The sequence below is a fragment of the Streptomyces sp. NPDC001536 genome (assembly GCF_042894505.1).
In the GTDB taxonomy this organism is placed as follows: Bacteria; Actinomycetota; Actinomycetes; order Streptomycetales; family Streptomycetaceae; genus Streptomyces.
The window spans coordinates 498,128-516,317 of the sequence record NZ_JBIAVQ010000005.1 but is presented as its reverse complement, the minus strand read 5'-3'; the positions used below and the strand labels follow the sequence as shown (position 1 = coordinate 516,317).

Below are 18,190 nucleotides of genomic sequence, written 5' to 3'. Positions count from 1 at the left end.
CTCGGTCAACTTCATCACCACGATCATCTGCATGCGCGCGCCCGGCATGACGATGTTCCGCATGCCGATCTTCGTGTGGAACGTGCTGCTGACCGCTGTGCTGGTCCTGCTGGCCTTCCCGGTCCTCGCGGCCGCGCTGTTCGCCCTGGAGGCGGACCGCAAGTTCGGCGCCCATATCTTCGACTCCGCCAACGGCGGGGCCTTGCTATGGCAACACCTCTTCTGGTTCTTCGGCCATCCAGAGGTGTACATCATCGCCCTACCGTTCTTCGGCATCATCTCCGAAGTGATCCCGGTCTTCTCCCGTAAGCCGATGTTCGGTTACATGGGTCTGGTGGCCGCGACGATCTCGATCGCCGGTCTGTCCGTGACGGTGTGGGCGCACCACATGTACGTCACCGGCGGAGTGCTCCTGCCGTTCTTCTCCTTCATGACGTTCCTCATCGCCGTGCCGACGGGCGTGAAGTTCTTCAACTGGATCGGAACGATGTGGAAGGGCTCGCTGTCCTTCGAGACACCGATGCTCTGGGCCACCGGCTTCCTGATCACCTTCACCTTCGGTGGTCTGACCGGTGTCATCCTGGCCTCGCCGCCGATGGACTTCCACGTCTCGGACTCCTACTTCGTGGTGGCGCACTTCCACTACGTGGTGTTCGGCACCGTCGTCTTCGCGATGTTCTCCGGCTTCCACTTCTGGTGGCCGAAGATGACCGGCAAGATGCTCGACGAGCGCCTCGGCAAGATCACCTTCTGGACGCTGTTCATCGGCTTCCACGGCACCTTCCTGGTCCAGCACTGGCTGGGTGCCGAGGGCATGCCCCGTCGTTACGCGGACTACCTCGCGGCCGACGGCTTCACCGCCCTGAACACGATCTCGACGATCAGCTCGTTCGTCCTCGGCGCGTCGATCCTGCCCTTCTTCTACAACGTGTGGAAGACGGCCAAGTACGGCAAGAAGATCGAGGTCGACGACCCGTGGGGCTACGGCCGCTCGCTCGAGTGGGCGACGTCCTGCCCGCCCCCGCGGCACAACTTCCTCACCCTGCCGCGGATCCGCAGCGAATCCCCGGCGTTCGACCTGCATCACCCGGAGATCGCGGCTCTCGACCAGCTCGAGAACGCGCCTCACGGTGAGAAGGCCCTGGCTGGTGGCAAGGAGGCCGGCAAGTGAAGGTCCAAGGCTGGATGTTCATGTGGCTGAGCGTCTTCGTGCTCGCCATGGCGGTCGTCTACGGCGTGTGGTCGAAGGAGCCGGCCGGTACCACGGCCCTCTTCCTGGCCTTCGGCCTGTGCATCATGATCGGCTTCTACCTGGGCTTCACGGCCAAGCGGGTCGACGTCGGCGCACAGGACAACAAGGAAGCGGACGTCGCGGACGACGCCGGCGAGATCGGGTTCTTCAGCCCGCACAGCTGGCAGCCGCTCTCGCTCGCCATCGGTGGCGCGCTGGCGTTCCTGTCGATCGCGATCGGCTGGTGGCTGATGTACTTCTCGGCGCCGCTGATCCTGGTCGGCCTGTGGGGCTGGGTCTTCGAGTACTACCGCGGTGAGAACCGCACCCAGTAGCACGAGCTGAGCTCGAAGAAGCCCGGACACTCCGTACGGAGTGTCCGGGCTTCCCGCTTTTGCAGCAGTGCCGTTCCCCCTTACGAGTCACCCACCGCGCCGCGGCTGACGAAGCTTCCTAGCGTGAAGTCATGAGCCAGACTCCGCGTACGCGCACCGTCATCTCCTGCACCCTGCTCGTGGTCGCCCTGACCGCGAGCGCCACCGCCTGTGGCGGCGACGGCAACCCGCTGTCGGCGGCGCCGTACGACGCGGCGGACCAGATCTCCTTCAACGGCCCCTCGGGCGACGGCAAGAAGGCCGACCCGGACAAGCCCCTGGAAGTCACCGCCGAGGACGACGACGGGCGCATCACGGACGTCACGGCCCTGGACGCGACAGGACGCTATGTGGCGGGCGAACTCTCCGCCGACGGCACCCGCTGGCACAGCACCAGCCCGCTGGCCGCCAGCGCCCACTACACGGTGCGGGTGAGCACCGAGGACGAGGACGGGGCGCCCGGCCGCAAGGTCCTCACCTTCGACACCGGCAAGCCCCTCACCAAGAAGCGCCTGAAGGTCACCTTCGGCCCCAAGGCGGGCAAGTACGGCGTCGGCCAGCCCATCACCGCCGAACTCAGCAAACCCGTCAAGGACATGGCACAACGTGCCATAGTCGAGCGCGCGCTCAAGGTCGACTCGATTCCGGCCGTGGAAGGCGCTTGGCACTGGGTGGACGACAAGGAACTCCACTACCGCCCCAAGGAGTACTGGCCCACCAAGGCCACCATCCAGGTTCGAAGCAACCTGGACGGCGTCAAGATCAGCGACCGGCTGTGGGGCGGCAAGGTCAAGCCCCTCCGGCTGACCACGGGCGACCGGATCATCGCCGTCACGGACGCGTCCTCGCACTCGATGACGGTCTACAAGAACGGCAAGGCGATCAACGAGATCCCGGTCACCACCGGAAAGCCCGGCTTCGAGACCCGCAACGGCGTCAAGGTCGTACTCGGCAAGGAGTACTTCGTACGGATGCGCGGCACCAGCATCGGTATCGCCGAGGGCTCCTCGGAGTCGTACGACCTGCCCGTCTACTACGCCACCCGCGTCACCTGGAGCGGCGAGTACGTGCACGCCGCCCCCTGGTCGGTGGGGTCACAGGGCTACGCCAACGTCAGCCACGGCTGCACGGGCATGAGCACCGGCAACGCCGAGTGGTTCTACGAGAACGTCCGTGAGGGTGACGTCGTCAAGGTCGTGAACTCCTACGGCGACACCATGGAAGCCTTCGGCAACGGCTTCGGGGACTGGAACCTCGGCTGGAAGAAGTGGCGCAAGGGCAGCGCGCTGGTGGGCGGAAGCCCCGACGGCCCCCGCCCGGAGGAGAAGGCGAGACTGCGTCCCGAATCGGTCTGAGCGGCCGTGTCAGGCGCTCAGAGCCCTCTTCTGACGCAGCAGGGACGCCAGCGCCGACGCGAACTCCACCGGGTCCACGGGATGCGTCACCGCGGCCTCGGCACGGCTCCAGGTGGCCAGCCAGGCGTCCTGCGGCCGCCCGATCAGCAGCAGCACCGGCGGGCAGTTGAAGATCTCGTCCTTGGCCTGCCGGCACAGCCCCATGCCGCCCATGGGCACGGCCTCGCCGTCCAGGACACAGACGTCGATACCGCCCCGGTCCAGCTCCTTGATGACGGCGGCAGGCGTCGCGCACTCCACGAACTCGACCTGGGGGACGTCCGGAGCGGGCCTGCGTCCGGTCGCGAGCCGCACCTGCTCGCGGGTGTTGGAGTCGTCGCTGTAGACCAGCACCGTGGCGGTCGCCTGCATGGTTCCTCCGTGACATCAGTGTCGTACGGCCATGAACGGGCCAAGCCCGATGCGGCGGATGCTACTCCCTTGAACACCTCGTCAACACCCGCTTGAACACCCCTGCGATGGGCCATACGGGCAGTCCACACGCTGCGGACACCCCGAACGGCACCCCCGGGAGTGAGGGCGGGATAAGCGACCGACATAATGTCGGTCGTGGCGACAGCAACGACAGTAGAAACCGGGCACGCGCACCCGTCGGTCAACCGGCCGAACCTCACCAGCGTCGGAACCATCATCTGGCTGAGTTCCGAGCTGATGTTCTTCGCGGCCCTCTTCGCGATGTACTTCACCCTGCGATCGGTGACGGGTCCCGACCACTGGAAGGAAATGGCGCATGCGCTGAACCTTCCGTTCTCGGCGACCAACACCACGATCCTGGTGCTCTCCTCCCTCACCTGCCAGCTCGGCGTGTTCGCCGCCGAGCGCGGTGATGTGAAGAAGCTCCGGATGTGGTTCATCGTCACGTTCGTGATGGGTGCGATCTTCATCGGCGGTCAGGTGTACGAGTACACCGAGCTGGTCAAGAAGGACGGGCTCTCGCTCTCCTCGGACCCGTACGGCTCGGTCTTCTACCTGACCACCGGTTTCCACGGCCTGCACGTGACGGGTGGCCTCATCGCCTTCCTGTTCGTCCTCGGCCGCACCTACGCGGCCAAGAGGTTCACGCACGAGCAGGCGACCGCCGCCATCGTCGTGTCCTACTACTGGCACTTCGTCGATGTCGTCTGGATCGGCCTTTTCGCCACGATCTACCTGATCAAGTAGCCGGGCCCGCTCCCGCACATTCCAGAAGCATCGACGCAGAAGATCCTGACACCGGGGTAATCCGTGAAAAAGCTCTCCGCACGACGACGCCATCCGCTGGCGGCGGTCGTCGTCCTACTCCTCGCGCTGGCGGCCACTGGGGGGCTGTACGCCGCGTTCGCACCCGCGGACAAGGCGCAGGCCGATGAGACCGCCCAGTCCCTCACCATCGAGGAGGGCAAGAAGCTCTACGCCGTCGGCTGCGCAAGCTGCCACGGCACCGGTGGTCAGGGCACCACCGACGGCCCGAGCCTCGTGGGTGTGGGCGCCGCGGCCGTCGACTTCCAGGTCGGCACCGGCCGTATGCCGGCCCAGCAGCCGGGCGCGCAGGTCCCGAAGAAGAAGGTCATCTACACGCAGGCCGAGATCGACCAGCTCGCCGCGTACATCTCCTCGCTGGGTGCCGGTCCGGCCATCCCGACGGAGAACGAGTACAGCCCGGACGGAGCGGACATCGCCAAGGGTGGCGAGCTGTTCCGTACCAACTGCGCGCAGTGCCACAACTTCACCGGCAAGGGTGGCGCGCTGACGCACGGCAAGTTCGCGCCGAGCCTCGAGGGCGTCTCCCCGAAGCACATCTACGAGGCCATGCAGACCGGCCCGCAGAACATGCCGTCGTTCCCCGACACCACCCTGTCGGAGCAGAACAAGCAGGACATCATCGCGTACCTCGACGCGGTCAACGGCGACGACACCGAGAGCCCCGGCGGCCTCGAACTGGGCGGACTCGGTCCGGTCAGTGAGGGTCTGTTCGCGTGGGTGTTCGGACTCGGTTCGCTCATCGCGGTTGCCGTCTGGCTCGCCGCCCGGACCGCAAAGGCCAAGAAGTCATGAGTAGCCAAGACATTCCGGAAGAGAACGAGAACCTGCCCGCAGAGCAGGACGCACATGGCGCGGTAAGCGTCGCGGACGACAAGAACCCGTTCGCCGACCCCGGCCTGCCGCCCCACGAGCACCGCGTCCAGGACATCGACGAGGTCGCCGCCCGGCGGTCCGAGCGTGTGGTCGCCTTCCTGTTCACGCTGTCGATGCTGGCCACGGTCGGCTTCATCGCCTCGTACGTGGCGGTGCCGCACGACAAGTCGATCTTCGTCTTCCCGATCGGTCACATCAACGCGCTGAACTTCGCGCTCGGTCTGACCCTCGGTGTGGCGCTCTTCGCGATCGGCGCGGGCGCGGTCCACTGGGCCCGCACGCTGATGTCCGACGAGGAGATGGTCGACGAGCGGCACGAGATCTCGGCCCCCGCCGAGGTGCGCGAGAAGGTCTTCGAGGACTGGAAGGCGGGCACCAAGGAGTCCGCGATCGGCCGTCGCAAGCTGATCCGCAACACGATGATCGGCGCGCTCACCCTGGTGCCGCTGTCCGGAGTCGTGCTGCTGCGTGACCTCGGCCCGCTGCCCGGGACCAAGCTCCGCCACACCATGTGGCGCAAGGGGCTGCTGCTCGTCAACATGAACACGAACGAGCCGCTGCGTCCCTCGGACGTCGCCGTCGGTTCGCTCACCTTCGCCAAGCCCGAGGGCCTGGAGGAGCACGACCACGAGTTCCAGACGGAGATCGCCAAGGCGGCCCTGATGATCGTCCGGCTCCAGCCCGACGACATCAAGGACAAGCGCGAGCTCGAGTGGTCGCACGAAGGCATCGTCGCGTACTCGAAGATCTGCACCCACGTCGGTTGCCCGATCTCCCTGTACGAGCAGCAGACGCACCACGTGCTCTGCCCCTGCCACCAGTCCACCTTCGACCTCTCCGACGGTGCCCGAGTGATCTTCGGCCCCGCCGGTCACGCCCTGCCGCAGCTGCGCATCGCCGTGAACGACGAGGGCTACCTCGAAGCGCAGGGCGACTTCGAAGAGCCTGTCGGTCCTGCCTTCTGGGAGCGCGGATGAGCACCAACGAGAACAACGAGCCCGCCCGCGACCGCGGGAAGGCACCGGCCGGCGAGAAGCTCGCCGACTGGGCCGACGGGCGGCTGGGGATCTACTCCCTGGCCAAGTCCAACATGCGCAAGATCTTCCCCGACCACTGGTCGTTCATGCTGGGTGAGATCTGCCTGTACAGCTTCATCATCATCATCCTCACGGGTGTGTATCTGACGCTGTTCTTCCACCCGTCGATGAACGAGGTGGAGTACCACGGCAGCTACGTCCCGCTGCAGGGACAGCTGATGTCCGAGGCGTTCAACTCGACCATGCACATCTCCTTCGATGTGCGCGGTGGTCTGCTGATCCGGCAGATCCACCACTGGGCGGCGCTGATCTTCCTCGCCGGCATGTTCGTGCACATGATGCGCGTGTTCTTCACGGGCGCGTTCCGCAAGCCGCGTGAGGTCAACTGGCTGTTCGGCTTCCTGCTGTTCGTCCTGGGCATGTTCACCGGCTTCACCGGTTACTCGCTCCCGGACGACCTGCTCTCCGGCACCGGTGTCCGCTTCATGGAGGGCGCGGTCCTGTCCGTGCCGATCGTCGGCACGTACCTGTCGTTCTTCCTCTTCGGCGGCGAGTTCCCGGGCGGCGACTTCGTGGCCCGCTTCTACTCGGTCCACATCCTGCTGCTGCCGGGCATCATGCTCGGCCTGCTGGTGGCGCACCTGATCCTGGTGTTCGTCCACAAGCACACGCAGTACGCGGGCCCGGGCAAGACCAACAAGAACGTGGTCGGCATGCCGCTGTTCCCGGTCTACACGGCCAAGGCCGGAGGCTTCTTCTTCCTGGTCTTCGGCGTCATCGCGGTCATCTCGGCGATCGCCACGATCAACCCGATCTGGACCATGGGCCCCTACCGCCCGGACCAGGTGTCGACCGGCGCCCAGCCCGACTGGTACATGGGCTTCTCCGAGGGCCTGATCCGTGTCATGCCGGGCTGGGAGATCGACTTCTGGGGTCACACGCTCGTCCTGGGTGTGTTCGTCCCGCTGATGATCTTCCCGCTGGTCCTGGTCGCGATCGCGGTCTACCCGTTCATCGAGGCCTGGGTCACCGGCGACAAGCGCGAGCACCACATCCTGGACCGCCCGCGCAACGCCCCGACGCGTACGGCCTTCGGTGTCGCGTGGATCACCTGGTACATGGTGCTGCTCATCGGTGGTGGAAACGACCTCTGGGCCACGCACTTCCACCTGTCGATCAACTCGATCACCTGGTTCGTCCGGATCGCGTTCTTCGTCGCGCCGGTGCTCGCGTTCATCGTCACCAAGCGGATCTGCCTCGGCCTTCAGCGCCGCGACAAGGACAAGGTGCTGCACGGCCGCGAGTCCGGCATCATCAAGCGCCTGCCGCACGGTGAGTTCATCGAGGTGCACGAGCCGCTCAGCCAGGACGCGCTGCACACGCTCACCGCGCACGAGCAGTACGTGCCGGCCGAGATCGGCCCGACGGTCGACGAGAACGGCGTCGAGCGCAAGGTGAAGGGCTCCGAGAAGCTCCGGGTCAAGCTGAGCAAGGCCTACTTCGGCGAGGAGTCCCAGATCCCCAAGCCGACCGCTGAGGAGTACAAGGAGATCACGAGCGGCCACGGCCACCACTGATCGCTGCGCTCGCCACGCGCACCGAAGGGCCCCGTCCGAACACCGGACGGGGCCCTTTGCCGTGCCCTGCGGCTGGATAGGGTGGGGGCACACTCTTCTACGACATCCTGGAGCGGCCTTATGAGCGCTGTGACCCCCGCTGGAGGCGACATCGCGGCGGGCCGTTCCTGGCCCGAGGTACTGAGCGCCCTGCTCGGCGGGCAGGACCTGAGCTCCGGCGACACGGCGTGGGCCATGGACCGCTTCATGAGCGGCGAGGCCACGGACGCCCAGATCGCGGGGTTCATGGTGGCGCTGCGGGCCAAGGGGGAGACGGTCGAGGAGATCACCGGTCTCGTCGAGGCGATGTACGCGCACGCGCAGCCGCTGGACATCCCCGGACCGGCCGTCGACATCGTCGGCACCGGCGGCGACCGGGCGAAGACGGTCAACATCTCGACGATGTCCGCCATCGTGATCGCGGGCACCGGGGCGAAGGTCGTCAAGCACGGCAACCGGGCCTCGTCCTCGGCGAGCGGCTCCTCCGACGTACTGGAGAAGCTCGGGATCAACCTGGACCTGTCGCCCGCACGGGTGGCCCAGGTGGTGGACGAGGCCGGCATCACCTTCTGTTTCGCGGCCAAGTTCCACCCGTCGATGCGGTTCGTCGGCGGGGTCCGCCGGGACCTCGGGATCCCGACCTCGTTCAATCTGCTCGGCCCGCTGACCAACCCCGCCCGGGTCACCGCCTCGGCGGTCGGCTGCTTCGACACCCGGATGGCGGGGCTCATCGCCGGAGTGCTGGCCGAACGCGGCTCCTCCGCGCTGGTCTTCCGCGGTGACGACGGTCTCGACGAGCTGACGACCACGGCCACCTCACGGGTGTGGATCGTCCGCGACGGCAAGGTGCGCGAGGAGACCTTCGACCCGCGGGACGTCGGTATCGAACTGGTTCCGGTGGAGGCGCTGCGGGGCGCGGACGCCTCGTTCAACGCCGAGGTCGCGCGGCGTCTGCTGGACGGCGAGCGAGGAGCGGTACGGGACGCCGTACTGCTCAACTCGGCTGCCGCGCTGGTGGCGTTGACGCCGACGGAGGCACCGCTCGTGGACCAGATCCGGGCCGGTATGGCGAAGGCGGCCGAGTCGATCGACTCCGCCGCGGCCAAGCGGACGCTGGAGCGCTGGGTGGCGGCCAGCAACGCCTGAGATCCACCGGCTGTCGTCCCGCGATCCGGACACGGGTTGCGGGACGACGATCACATCGCGTACGTTCTTTGACCAGGTCATGAGTGACAGTCATGAGGCCCCGGCCGACTGTCCGGCAACCCTCCGTCCGTGGCGGGGTGCCCCGGGTGAAGACCAGGCCGTAGGCAGCGAGGTCTACGGCAAGCGCGGGCCCCTCTCGAATCCAGGGGTCCTGGTCGTTCGAGGGAGTCTTCCGTGAGCAAGCGAATGCGATAGGGCCGCCGAGCCCCGCCTCCGCGCACCCTTCTTCTCATCTCCGCATGGCCGTCTTCGGCATGCTCTCTCACGGGAGTTCCCCATGTCTGTCTCCACCGCTGCCGCCGTCCAGACCATTTGTGCCCCGCTGCCCGTTCTGGGTCGGGATGTCACCGTCCCGCTCGTCACGGGCGGCGAAGTCACCTACGCGGCCCTCGACTACGCGGCCAGCGCCCCCGCCCTCCAGCGCGTGTGGGACGACGTGGCGGCCTACGCCCCGTACTACGGCAGTGTCCACCGCGGCGCCGGCTACCTCTCCCAGCTGTCGACGGACCTGTTCGAGAACGCCCGGAAGACCGTCCGCGAGTTCCTGGACTGCCGCGCCGACGACCAGCTGATCTTCACCCGCTCGACCACGGACTCCCTGAACCTCCTCGCCGCCGCCCTCCCCGCCGACTGCCAGGTCTTCGTCTTCGAGACCGAGCACCACGCGAGCCTGCTGCCCTGGCAGGACGCCCGGGTCACCTACCTCAACGCCCCGCGCACCCCGGCCCAGGCCGTCGAGACCCTGGAGCGGGCCCTCGCCCAGCGCGACCCCCACGGCCCGGCCCTGGTCTGCGTGACCGGTGCCTCCAACGTCACCGGCGAGCTGTGGCCGGTGCGTGAGCTGGCCGCCGCCGCCCACGCGCACGGCGCCCGGATCGTCCTGGACGCCGCCCAGCTGGCCCCCCACCACCCGGTCTCCGTGCGGGACCTGGACGTCGACTGGATCGCCTTCTCCGGCCACAAGCTCTACGCCCCCTTCGGCTCCGGTGTCCTCGCGGGCCGCGCCGACTGGCTCCGGGCCGCCGACCCCTACCTCGCGGGCGGCGGCGCCAGCCGCAAGGTCACCCGTCGTGAGGACGGCGGCGTGGACGTCGAGTGGCACGAGACCGCGGCCCGCCACGAGGCAGGGTCCCCGAACGTGATCGGCGCCTACTCCATCGCCTCGGCCTGCAAGGCGCTCACCGAGGCCGGCTTCGACACCCTGGTCGCCCGTGAGCAGCACCTGATCGAGAAGGTGAAGGCGGGCCTCGCCGAGGTCCCGGAGGTCCGGATCCTCTCCCTCTTCGGCGACGACGCCCCGCGCGTCGGCGTGATCTCCTTCGTCGTCCAGGGCTGGAACAGCTCCCACTTCGCCGCCGCCCTCTCCGCCGAGTACGGCATCGGGGTGCGCGACGGCCTCTTCTGCGCCCACCCCCTCGTGCGTACCCTCCTCGGCAGCGACCCCCAGACCCAGGGCGAGTGCGGGGCCCCGGAGGCGGCGCCCGGCGAGAAGTCCCTCAACGCGATCCGGGTGAGCTTCGGCGCGGGGACGCCGGACGAGCACGTCGAGCGCTTCGTGACCGCCGTCAAGGAGCTCGTCCAGGACGGTGCGAAGTGGAAGTACCGTACGGAGGACGGCCGTTGCGTCCCGGCTGTCTGACCTGCTGACAGGCCTGCTATACCCTGCCTCCTCGACAGGTTCACGCCGGACGGGGGAGCAGGAAGTGCAGGTGCTGCGCGCGACGGACCCACGCAGGATCGGCCCGTACGAGGTACGGGGCCGGCTCGGCTCGGGCGGCATGGGTGAGGTCTATCTCGCCGAGTCACGGGCGGGGCTGCGCCTCGCGGTGAAGGTCGTGCGCTCCGAGTACGCCCAGGACCGCACCTTCCGCGCCCGGTTCCGGCAGGAGGTGCGGGCCGCGCAGACGGTCGGCGGGACGGGGACGTACACCGCGCGCGTGGTCGACGCCGACCCCGAGGGCGAACGCCCGTGGATGGCGACGGAGTTCGTGGAGGGCCCGAACCTCAGGGACGCGGTGCTGGACGGCGGGGCGCTGCCGGAGCCGGCCGTACGGGTGCTGGCGGCGGCGCTGGGCGAGGCGCTGGGCGCGATCCACGCCAAGGGCATGGTCCACCGGGACCTCAAGCCCTCCAACATCCTGCTCGCCCCTGACGGCCCCCGGGTCATCGACTTCGGGATCGTCCGGGCGCTGGAGGCCACGGCGATGACCCGCACGGGCGCGATCGTCGGCTCGGTCGGCTATGTCTCGCCCGAGCAGATCCGCAACGGCGGCCAGGTCGGCCCGCCCAGCGACGTCTTCGCCCTGGGCGCGGTCCTGGCGTACGCGGCGAGCGGCCGCGAGCCCTTCGGTGAGGGCCAGGACTCGGTGATCCTGCTGCGCGTGCTGACCCGTGACTTCGACCTGATGGGCGTCCCGGACGGGCTGCTGCCGCTGGTGGAGTCCTGTCTGCGGAACGAGCCGGGGGAGCGGCCGACCCCGGAGGCGGTGGTCGCGGCCGTGGGCCATACGGCGGGATCGCTGCGCGAGAGCGTACGACCGGGCTGGTTCCGGTCCGCCTCGCCGGAGTCCGTGGCCGCCCGGGGTGACGAACGGTGGCTTCCGCAGGGGGAGTCGGGGGAGCGGGAGAGCCGGGTCGAGTACGTGGCGCCGGTGACGGTGACGGACACGCCGGTGCCGGGTGTGGTCGTGCCGGAGGTCCCGGCGACGGCCGTGGTCCCCGGTTCCGCGCCCACGCCTTCGCGGCGCCGGCTGTTGCGGGCCGTGGCGGGTGGGGCCGTGGTCGCCGCCGCCGGGGGAGCGGGCGGCTGGTGGTGGCTCGGGAGGCCGGACGCCGATGCCGAGGCCGAGGCGAAGGGCGGGAGCGCGAACAAGCCGGGGGCCGTCGCGCGGAAGGCGGCCGTGAGCTGGACGTACGAGGCCGGTGGCGCGCCGAGCGCGGACGGCGGTCCGTGCGGGGCGCTCTCCGCCGACGGCCGGACGCTGTACGTCGCCCTGGCCGACGGGACCCTGCGGGCTGTGGGCAGCGACGGCTCGGAACGCTGGAAGGTGCCCATCATCGAGGGGGAGGCCTTCGTCACCAGGCCGGTCGTCACCGCCGACGGGATCTTCGTCGCCCTGGTCACCGACACCGTGAGCGCGGACGGGGAACCGGCCGAACCGGGCCGGCTCATCGCGGTGAGCGCCGACGGCGAGCAGATGTGGAAGCGGGATCTGCCCAGTCCGTACTTCCGGCAGCCCGCGGTGCTCGGGGGCGCCGTCGTCGTCGGCTCCGCTGTGCGCGCCTTCGACGGTGAGGGTGTCGTGCAGGCGTACGACAGCCGGGGCGAGGTGCGCTGGGACGCCTCGGTGGGCGGTGCGCCGACCGAGGAGCTCGTCGTGGCCGATGACGTCCTCTACGTGCCCTGCTACGACAACCACCTCTACGGGATCACCGACGAAGGCGCCGCCAAGCCGTTCGACGCCCTGCTGGACGGTGATGCCGGCCGCCCCGCCGTGAGCGGCGACAGAGTGGTCGTGAGCAGCGGGAACCAGGCGAACGAACTGTTCGGGCTGGACCTGGCGGGCCGCCTGAAGTGGAGGGAGCAGGGCATCGCCGGTTCCTACGTCCCGGCGAAGGCGGCCACCTTCGACTTCCTGGGGGTGACCGCCGCGGAGGCGACGCTCCGGGCGATCACGAAGGACGGCGAGGTGGCCTGGACGTACGGCGGAGGCGGGGCCTTCTCGGACCCGGTGCTGGTGGACTCCATCGTCTATGTGCGCACGGACACCGAGATCCACGCCCTCGACATCCGGGGCAAGCGGCTCTGGAAGGCCGAGGTGGGTGCCGATCCGGGCGTCCTGCTGAGCCCCGTCGTCCGCGGCCGCCGTGTCTACGCCGGCACGGCCAAGGGCATCATGGCCCTCGACGTGACCGTCTAGCTGTCCAGCCCGATCGCGAACGCCGCCTCCAGGTCGTGCTGGGAGTACGTGCGGAAGGCGACGTGGGTGTCGGTGCCCTCGACGCCCGGGATCTTGCTGATGCTGCCGGGGATGACCTCGGCGAGGTCCTCGTGCTGCTTGACCCGGACCATGGCGATCAGGTCGTAGGTGCCGGTGACGGAGAAGACCTCGCTCACGGAGTCCAGGGCCGCGATCGACTCGGCGATCTCGGGGATCCGGTCCACGCTGGTCTTGATGAGGACGATCGCGGTGATCACGGCTGGTTCTCTCCCTCGGGGGCCGGAGCTGGGGCGGCCTTCACTCTAGTCGTACGACCGAATCGCACCCATGCGAAGAGGAACCCCAGGCCGAAGCCCACCAGATGTGCCAGATACGCCACCCCCGGCCCGTGCGAGGCCCGTCCCGCCGCCAGCCACTGGAGGGCCGCCCAGAAGGGCAGCACGACCCAGGCCGGGAAGCGCAGGGGGAGGAAGAAGAGGAACGGGAGCAGGCTTGTCACCCGGGCCCCGGGGAACAGGTAGAGAAACGCTCCGAGGACCGCGGAGATCGCCCCGGAGGCGCCGACCAGGGACTGCTCGGAGTCGGCGTTGGCGGCCGCGTAGCCCAGCAGCGCGAGATAGCCGCAGCCCAGGTAGAAGAGGGTGAACTGGACGCGGCCCATCCGTTCCTCGGTCAGCACGCCGAAGACGTAGAGAAAGAGCATGTTGCCGAGGAGATGGACCCAGCTGCCGTGGACGAAGAGCGCCGTCGCCGGGGTGAGCACCGCTCTGGCCGAACCTTCGAACAGTTCTGCGGGGACCACTCCCCAGCGGTGGAAGTAGGCGCGCTGGGCGGCCAGCAGCGCGTCGCCGGAGCCGTACGCCGGATTGAGGCCCGCCGCCGGGCCGATCACGAAGAGCGCGCAGCACAGGGCGATGAGGCCATAGGTCATCGGTGCCGACCGCCACAGCGATCTGCTCGCCCGGCCGGCCACCACGCTCCAGTTGCTGATCATGAACACAGAGCATGACGTAACGGGACGCAAGCCGACAGACCGCCTCGCCGCCGTGGACGGACCAGCGGCGAGTCCCCGCCAGGCCGTAGGGTTACGGCCACACGCGCCGGGAGACCGGCGCGTCACGGACAATAGAGACCTAGAAGGAATGAGCACAGTCACGATGACGGTTCCCCTGCCGACCGCCTCGACGCGGTGGCGCTGCACCCTCTGTGGCAACCTCACGCGCTTCGACGTGACCCGCTCGTCGAAGGTCGTCGAGTACGTCCACCTCGACCTCGCCGGTGAGCCGAAGGTCGAGGAGCGCGAGGTGGTCAGTGAGACCATCGAGTCGGTGCGCTGCCGCTGGTGCAATGCCGTGGATCAGGTGGAACTCGTGGACAGGCCGGGCGCCGGCTCCTGAGGGAGCAGGCCCCGCGGAACGGTTGGGGTGTTGACGGATGGTGGAGAGCGCAGGCGGGGGGCCGGGCGACGGCGCCGCTGAGGTGCTCGACCGTCCGCTGCCCGACGGCGTGCGCCGCCGGGTCGTGCAGATCGTGTCCGACGGCTTCGGCGGGCTGACCGTCGGCGAACTGCCCGCACAGCTCAGACAGTACGCGCGGTTCGCGCCCAACCGGCGGGCCAAGTTCGCCGGCAACGCGATGGCCGCGGCACTGGAGACCGACCCGCTGTTCCGGCAGCGGATCGGGGAGAAGTTCAGAGAGGCGCAGCCGGAGCTCTCCGGCGCCCTCGACTCCGGCTCGCCGCCCCCGGCCGCGGATCCGCTCGACGTGGCGGCCGCGGCCTATGTACTGCGCCCCACCGGCTGGGTGAAGCTCGTGACGGCGGCCGGCGAGGAGGCCCAGCGGGCCGACGCCGAGCGCGCCGACGAGGAGAGCCGCGCCGAGCTGGAGCGGCTGCGCGAGGAGCTCGCGCACGCGCGCGAGCACACCCGCGCGGAGACCGAGCGGCTGCGCAGCGAGCTGGAGTCGGCCAAGAAGGAAGCCGAATCGCTTCACCGCAAGCTGCGCGCCGCCCACAGCGACGTCAAGCGCGGCGAGGCCGCCCTGCGCAAGATCCAGGGCGAGATGGAGACCGTGCGCGCCGAGGGGCAGACGCAGGTGTCCGCCGCCGAGGTCGAGTCCCGGCGGCTCAAGGCCCGCCTGGGCGAGGTGGAGGCCGCGCTGGAGGCCACCCGTCGTGCGGCCCGGGAGGGGCGCAGCGTCGAGGACATGCGGGTACGGCTGCTGCTCGACACCGTGCTCGACGCGGCCCAAGGGCTGCGCCGGGAGCTGGCGTTGCCGCCGGTGTCCGTACGGCCCGCCGAGACCGTCGACGCGGTCGAACCGGGACGAATGACCCCGAAGGACATCGCGGCGCGGGCCCTGTCCGAGAACGACCCGGCGATCCTGGACCAGCTTCTCGCCCTGCCGCAGGCGCACTTGGTGGTCGACGGCTACAACGTCACCAAGACCGGCTATCCCCAGATGCCCCTGGAGAAGCAGCGGCTCAGGCTGCTCGGTCAGCTCTCACAGCTCGCCGCCCAAACCGGGGCAGAAGTGACGTGTGTCTTCGACGGGGCCGAGCTGGCCGCGCCGGTGCTGCTCGCGCCGCCGCGCGGGGTGCGGGTGCTGTTCTCCAAGCCCGGTGTGACCGCTGACGAGTTGATCCGCCAGCTGGTGCGCGCCGAGCCGCCGGGGCGGCCGGTCATCGTCGCCTCCACCGACCGCGAGGTCGCCGACGGGGTGGCCAAGGCGGGGGCGCGGCCTGTCGCTTCGGCGATGCTTTTGAAGCGCCTGTCCTGATCGTTTAACTTCCAGGCCTAATGACCGAATTGGCTGGATCGTCACGCAACGTAGCGTCAATCAAGCATCACCGCATGTGAGTTGTGTGTAAAGAATGCAGCCTGTGACGGGTTTTTTCGCGTGAGGATTTGAACTGATCACAAGAAGGTCACTAGGGTCTGGGCTCGAACCTCCGAACGGGTGATCACTCACAAGAAGGAGCTCACCTCCGTGGCGTCCCACCGTCGACCCAAGCAGCCGAGCCGCACGCGCGTGACCGTGCTGACCACAGCTGCTGCCGCTGCAGTCGCTCTGAGCGCCAACGCCGCCAACGCGGCCCCGAGCGAGAAGCCCAGCAAGGACGAGGTCAAGTCCAAGGTCGACAAGCTCTACGAGGAGGCCGAGCAGGCCACCGAGAAGCTCAACGGCGCCAAGGAGAAGCAGGAGAAGCTCCAGAAGGAGATCTCCACGATCCAGGACAACGTCGCCCGCGGCCAGGAGGAGCTCAACGACCTCCGGGACTCCATGGGCCTGGCGGCCGCCGCCCAGTACCGCACGGGCAGCATCGACTCCTCCCTCCAGCTCTTCCTGTCGTCGAACCCGGACGACTACCTGGACAAGGCGTCCACCGCCGACCAGCTCAGCGCCCAGCAGGTCGAGGCGCTGAAGAAGATCCAGGAGAAGCAGCGCGAGCTCGCCCAGGAGCGCTCCGAGGCCTCCGAGAAGCTCAAGGACCTCTCCAGCACCCGCACCGAGCTGGCCAAGAAGAAGAAGGAAGTCCAGGGCAAGCTCGCCGAGGCCCAGAAGCTCCTCAACACGCTGACGGCCGCCGAGAAGGCCGCCATCGCCGCCGAGGACGCCCGCGCCAGCCGCTCCGCCAGCGAGCGCGTCGACCTCGGCAGCACCGCCCCCGCCTCCGGCCGCGCCCTCGCCGCCTTCCAGGCCGCCCAGAGCAAGATCGGCTCGCCGTACGTCTACGGCGCCTCCGGCCCCTCCTCCTTCGACTGCTCGGGCCTGACCTCCTGGGCCTTCGCCCAGGCCGGCGTCGGCATACCCCGCACCTCGCAGGCGCAGGCCAGCTACGGCACGAGGATCTACAGCCAGTCCGACCTCAAGGTCGGCGACCTGGTCATCTTCTACGGCGACCTGCACCACGTCGGCTTCTACGCCGGCAACGGCCAGGTCCTGCACGCCCCGCGCACCGGCACGGTCGTCCGCTACGAGTCGATCAACAACATGCCGTTCCAGTTCGGCGTCCGGATCTGAGCACCTCAAGATCACGACACCGCACCGCCCGAACGGGCGAATCGTGACACCGTGAACTGACCCCGCACCCCGCCCATGACCTGCGTCAGGGGCGGGGTGTCACGTTCCGTGCCCGCGGAGGTCGTTGGTGGGCGACCGGTCACAGGGTTACTGTCGGCCGCGTTTCCTTGTCCGCCAGCGGAAGGAGTGCGGCTTCCCGTGGGGTCCCATCGCCGCCTTGCACCGTCCGGGTTCGACCGGGGCGCGTCCGCCGCGCTCTGCGTCCTGTCAGCCACCGCCGCGGCCCTCGGAGCCGTACCGGCGTCGGCCGCGCCGCACGACGACACCCGTGCCGAGGTGGACCGTCTCTACGAGGAGGCCGAGAAGGCCACCGAGGCCTACAACAAGGCCGACGAACGCGCCGACACCCTGCGCGGGCAGGTCTCCACCGCCCAGGACCGGATCGCCCGCCAGCAGGAGCGCATCAACTCCATGCGGGAGGCGCTCGGTTCGCTCGCCGGCGCCCAGTACCGCGCCGGCGGCCTCGATCCCTCCCTCGCCCTGCTCTTCTCCGACGACCCGGACGACTACCTCGACAAGGCCGCCGCCCTGGACCGGATCACCGCCCACCAGGCCGGTGAGCTCAAGGACCTCCAGGAGGCGATGCGCGAGCTCACCCAGGAGCGGGTGGAGGCGGCCGGGCAGCTCGCCGAACTGGAGAAGAGCCGCAAGGCGGTGGCGACCCACAAGCGGACCGTCGAGAAGAAGCTCGCCAAAGCCCGTGAGCTCCTCAACTCCCTGCCGTCCGCGGAGCGCGCCGCCTACGACCGGGCCTCGCGGTCGGGCCGCGAGGACATGCCCGACCTCGGCGGCGCGGTCCCGCCCAACGCCCGGGCCGGTGCCGCGGTCGCCGCCGCCCGTGCCGCGCTCGGCAAGCCGTACGTCTGGGGCTCCACCGGCCCCTCCGGATTCGACTGCTCGGGCCTGATGGTGTGGTCGTACCGCCAGGCCGGTGTCTCCCTGCCGCGCACCTCGCAGGCGCAGCGCCACGCGGGCCGGCAGGTCCCGCTCTCCCAGGCCCAGCCCGGTGATCTGGTCACCTACCGGTCGGACGCCAGCCATGTCGGGATGTACGTGGGCAACGGCCAGGTCATCCACGCGCCCTACCCCGGCGCGCCCGTGCGCTACGACCCGGTGGGCATGATGCCGGGGGCGACGGTCACGAGGGTCTGACCAACGCCTCGTCTGCGCCG

The 18,190-nt window shown here is 69.1% G+C and carries 17 protein-coding genes and 1 riboswitch; of the genes, 14 read left to right on the top strand and 3 right to left on the bottom strand.

Annotated features, from left to right (window positions below; genetic code table 11):
• The 3 genes from ACFY0U_RS17855 to ACFY0U_RS17845 form a co-directional block, all read left to right on the top strand.
• Positions 1 to 1,171: cbb3-type cytochrome c oxidase subunit I (locus ACFY0U_RS17855; protein WP_388636243.1), on the top strand; the 1,171-nt coding region annotated here is incomplete at its 5' end.
• Positions 1,168 to 1,566 carry a cytochrome c oxidase subunit 4 gene (locus ACFY0U_RS17850; RefSeq protein ID WP_388636241.1) on the top strand — a complete coding sequence of 133 codons (399 nt, stop codon included), beginning with the start codon at positions 1,168 to 1,170 and terminating at the stop codon, positions 1,564 to 1,566. The genes ACFY0U_RS17855 and ACFY0U_RS17850, both read left to right, overlap by 4 nt.
• A 131-nt stretch (positions 1,567 to 1,697) precedes the next feature.
• Positions 1,698 to 2,960, top strand: coding sequence for an Ig-like domain-containing protein (locus ACFY0U_RS17845; protein WP_388636239.1), 1,263 nt, complete (start codon positions 1,698 to 1,700; stop codon positions 2,958 to 2,960).
• Between the two features lie 9 nt (positions 2,961 to 2,969).
• Here the strand turns inward: ACFY0U_RS17845 and ACFY0U_RS17840 are convergent, their stop codons facing one another.
• Positions 2,970 to 3,371, bottom strand: coding sequence for a hypothetical protein (locus tag ACFY0U_RS17840; RefSeq protein WP_388636237.1), 402 nt, complete (start codon positions 3,369 to 3,371; stop codon positions 2,970 to 2,972).
• A gap of 189 nt (positions 3,372 to 3,560) precedes the next feature.
• Here ACFY0U_RS17840 and ACFY0U_RS17835 point away from each other — a divergent pair, with 189 nt between their 5' ends.
• From ACFY0U_RS17835 to ACFY0U_RS17805, 7 genes are all read left to right on the top strand, one after another.
• Entirely contained in the window at positions 3,561 to 4,181 is a 621-nt protein-coding gene (locus tag ACFY0U_RS17835; RefSeq protein ID WP_388636235.1) for a heme-copper oxidase subunit III, read from the top strand.
• A 63-nt stretch (positions 4,182 to 4,244) separates the two neighbouring features.
• Positions 4,245 to 5,054 (top strand): c-type cytochrome, encoded by an 810-nt coding sequence (locus ACFY0U_RS17830; protein WP_388636233.1) that lies wholly within the window; start codon positions 4,245 to 4,247, stop codon positions 5,052 to 5,054.
• The gene (locus tag ACFY0U_RS17825) at positions 5,051 to 6,112 is read left to right on the top strand and encodes a Rieske 2Fe-2S domain-containing protein (RefSeq protein ID WP_388636231.1); all 1,062 of its coding nucleotides are present in this window, start codon (positions 5,051 to 5,053) and stop codon (positions 6,110 to 6,112) included. The genes ACFY0U_RS17830 and ACFY0U_RS17825 overlap by 4 nt, the downstream gene beginning before the upstream one ends.
• Positions 6,109 to 7,749 carry a cytochrome bc complex cytochrome b subunit gene (locus ACFY0U_RS17820; protein WP_388636229.1) on the top strand — a complete coding sequence of 547 codons (1,641 nt, stop codon included), beginning with the start codon at positions 6,109 to 6,111 and terminating at the stop codon, positions 7,747 to 7,749. Before ACFY0U_RS17825 ends, ACFY0U_RS17820 begins: the two co-directional genes overlap by 4 nt.
• A 120-nt stretch (positions 7,750 to 7,869) precedes the next feature.
• On the top strand, positions 7,870 to 8,934 hold the full coding sequence (gene trpD, locus ACFY0U_RS17815) for an anthranilate phosphoribosyltransferase (RefSeq protein WP_388636227.1): 1,065 nt from the start codon (positions 7,870 to 7,872) through the stop codon (positions 8,932 to 8,934).
• Between the two features lie 75 nt (positions 8,935 to 9,009).
• A riboswitch (SAM riboswitch) is annotated at positions 9,010 to 9,126 on the top strand.
• A 145-nt stretch (positions 9,127 to 9,271) separates the two neighbouring features.
• Positions 9,272 to 10,633: an aminotransferase class V-fold PLP-dependent enzyme gene (locus tag ACFY0U_RS17810; RefSeq protein ID WP_388636225.1), complete on the top strand. Its 1,362-nt coding sequence runs from the start codon at positions 9,272 to 9,274 to the stop codon at positions 10,631 to 10,633.
• 64 nt (positions 10,634 to 10,697) lie between these two features.
• Positions 10,698 to 12,914: a PQQ-binding-like beta-propeller repeat protein gene (locus tag ACFY0U_RS17805; protein WP_388636223.1), complete on the top strand. Its 2,217-nt coding sequence runs from the start codon at positions 10,698 to 10,700 to the stop codon at positions 12,912 to 12,914.
• On the opposite strand, the gene ACFY0U_RS17800 is transcribed toward ACFY0U_RS17805, so the two are convergent.
• Together ACFY0U_RS17800 and ACFY0U_RS17795 are read right to left on the bottom strand one after the other, a co-directional pair.
• A complete protein-coding gene (locus tag ACFY0U_RS17800) occupies positions 12,911 to 13,192 on the bottom strand; it encodes an Lrp/AsnC family transcriptional regulator (protein ID WP_046261229.1) in 282 nt (93 codons plus the stop codon). The two genes, ACFY0U_RS17805 and ACFY0U_RS17800, sit on opposite strands and share 4 nt — an antisense overlap.
• The gene (locus tag ACFY0U_RS17795) at positions 13,189 to 13,929 is read right to left on the bottom strand and encodes a rhomboid family intramembrane serine protease (protein WP_388636221.1); all 741 of its coding nucleotides are present in this window, start codon (positions 13,927 to 13,929) and stop codon (positions 13,189 to 13,191) included. The genes ACFY0U_RS17800 and ACFY0U_RS17795 overlap by 4 nt, the downstream gene beginning before the upstream one ends.
• A 163-nt stretch (positions 13,930 to 14,092) precedes the next feature.
• Here ACFY0U_RS17795 and ACFY0U_RS17790 point away from each other — a divergent pair, with 163 nt between their 5' ends.
• The 4 genes from ACFY0U_RS17790 (at position 14,093) to ACFY0U_RS17775 (ending at position 18,170) form a co-directional block, all read left to right on the top strand.
• Positions 14,093 to 14,332 carry a hypothetical protein gene (locus ACFY0U_RS17790; RefSeq protein WP_037719539.1) on the top strand — a complete coding sequence of 80 codons (240 nt, stop codon included), beginning with the start codon at positions 14,093 to 14,095 and terminating at the stop codon, positions 14,330 to 14,332.
• Positions 14,333 to 14,369: 37 nt separating this feature from the next.
• Positions 14,370 to 15,713: an NYN domain-containing protein gene (locus ACFY0U_RS17785; protein ID WP_388636219.1), complete on the top strand. Its 1,344-nt coding sequence runs from the start codon at positions 14,370 to 14,372 to the stop codon at positions 15,711 to 15,713.
• 210 nt (positions 15,714 to 15,923) lie between these two features.
• A complete protein-coding gene (locus tag ACFY0U_RS17780; RefSeq protein ID WP_388636217.1) occupies positions 15,924 to 16,958 on the top strand; it encodes an NlpC/P60 family protein in 1,035 nt (344 codons plus the stop codon).
• 198 nt (positions 16,959 to 17,156) lie between these two features.
• On the top strand, positions 17,157 to 18,170 hold the full coding sequence (locus ACFY0U_RS17775) for an NlpC/P60 family protein (protein ID WP_388636215.1): 1,014 nt from the start codon (positions 17,157 to 17,159) through the stop codon (positions 18,168 to 18,170).
• Positions 18,171 to 18,190: the final 20 nt, after the last annotated feature.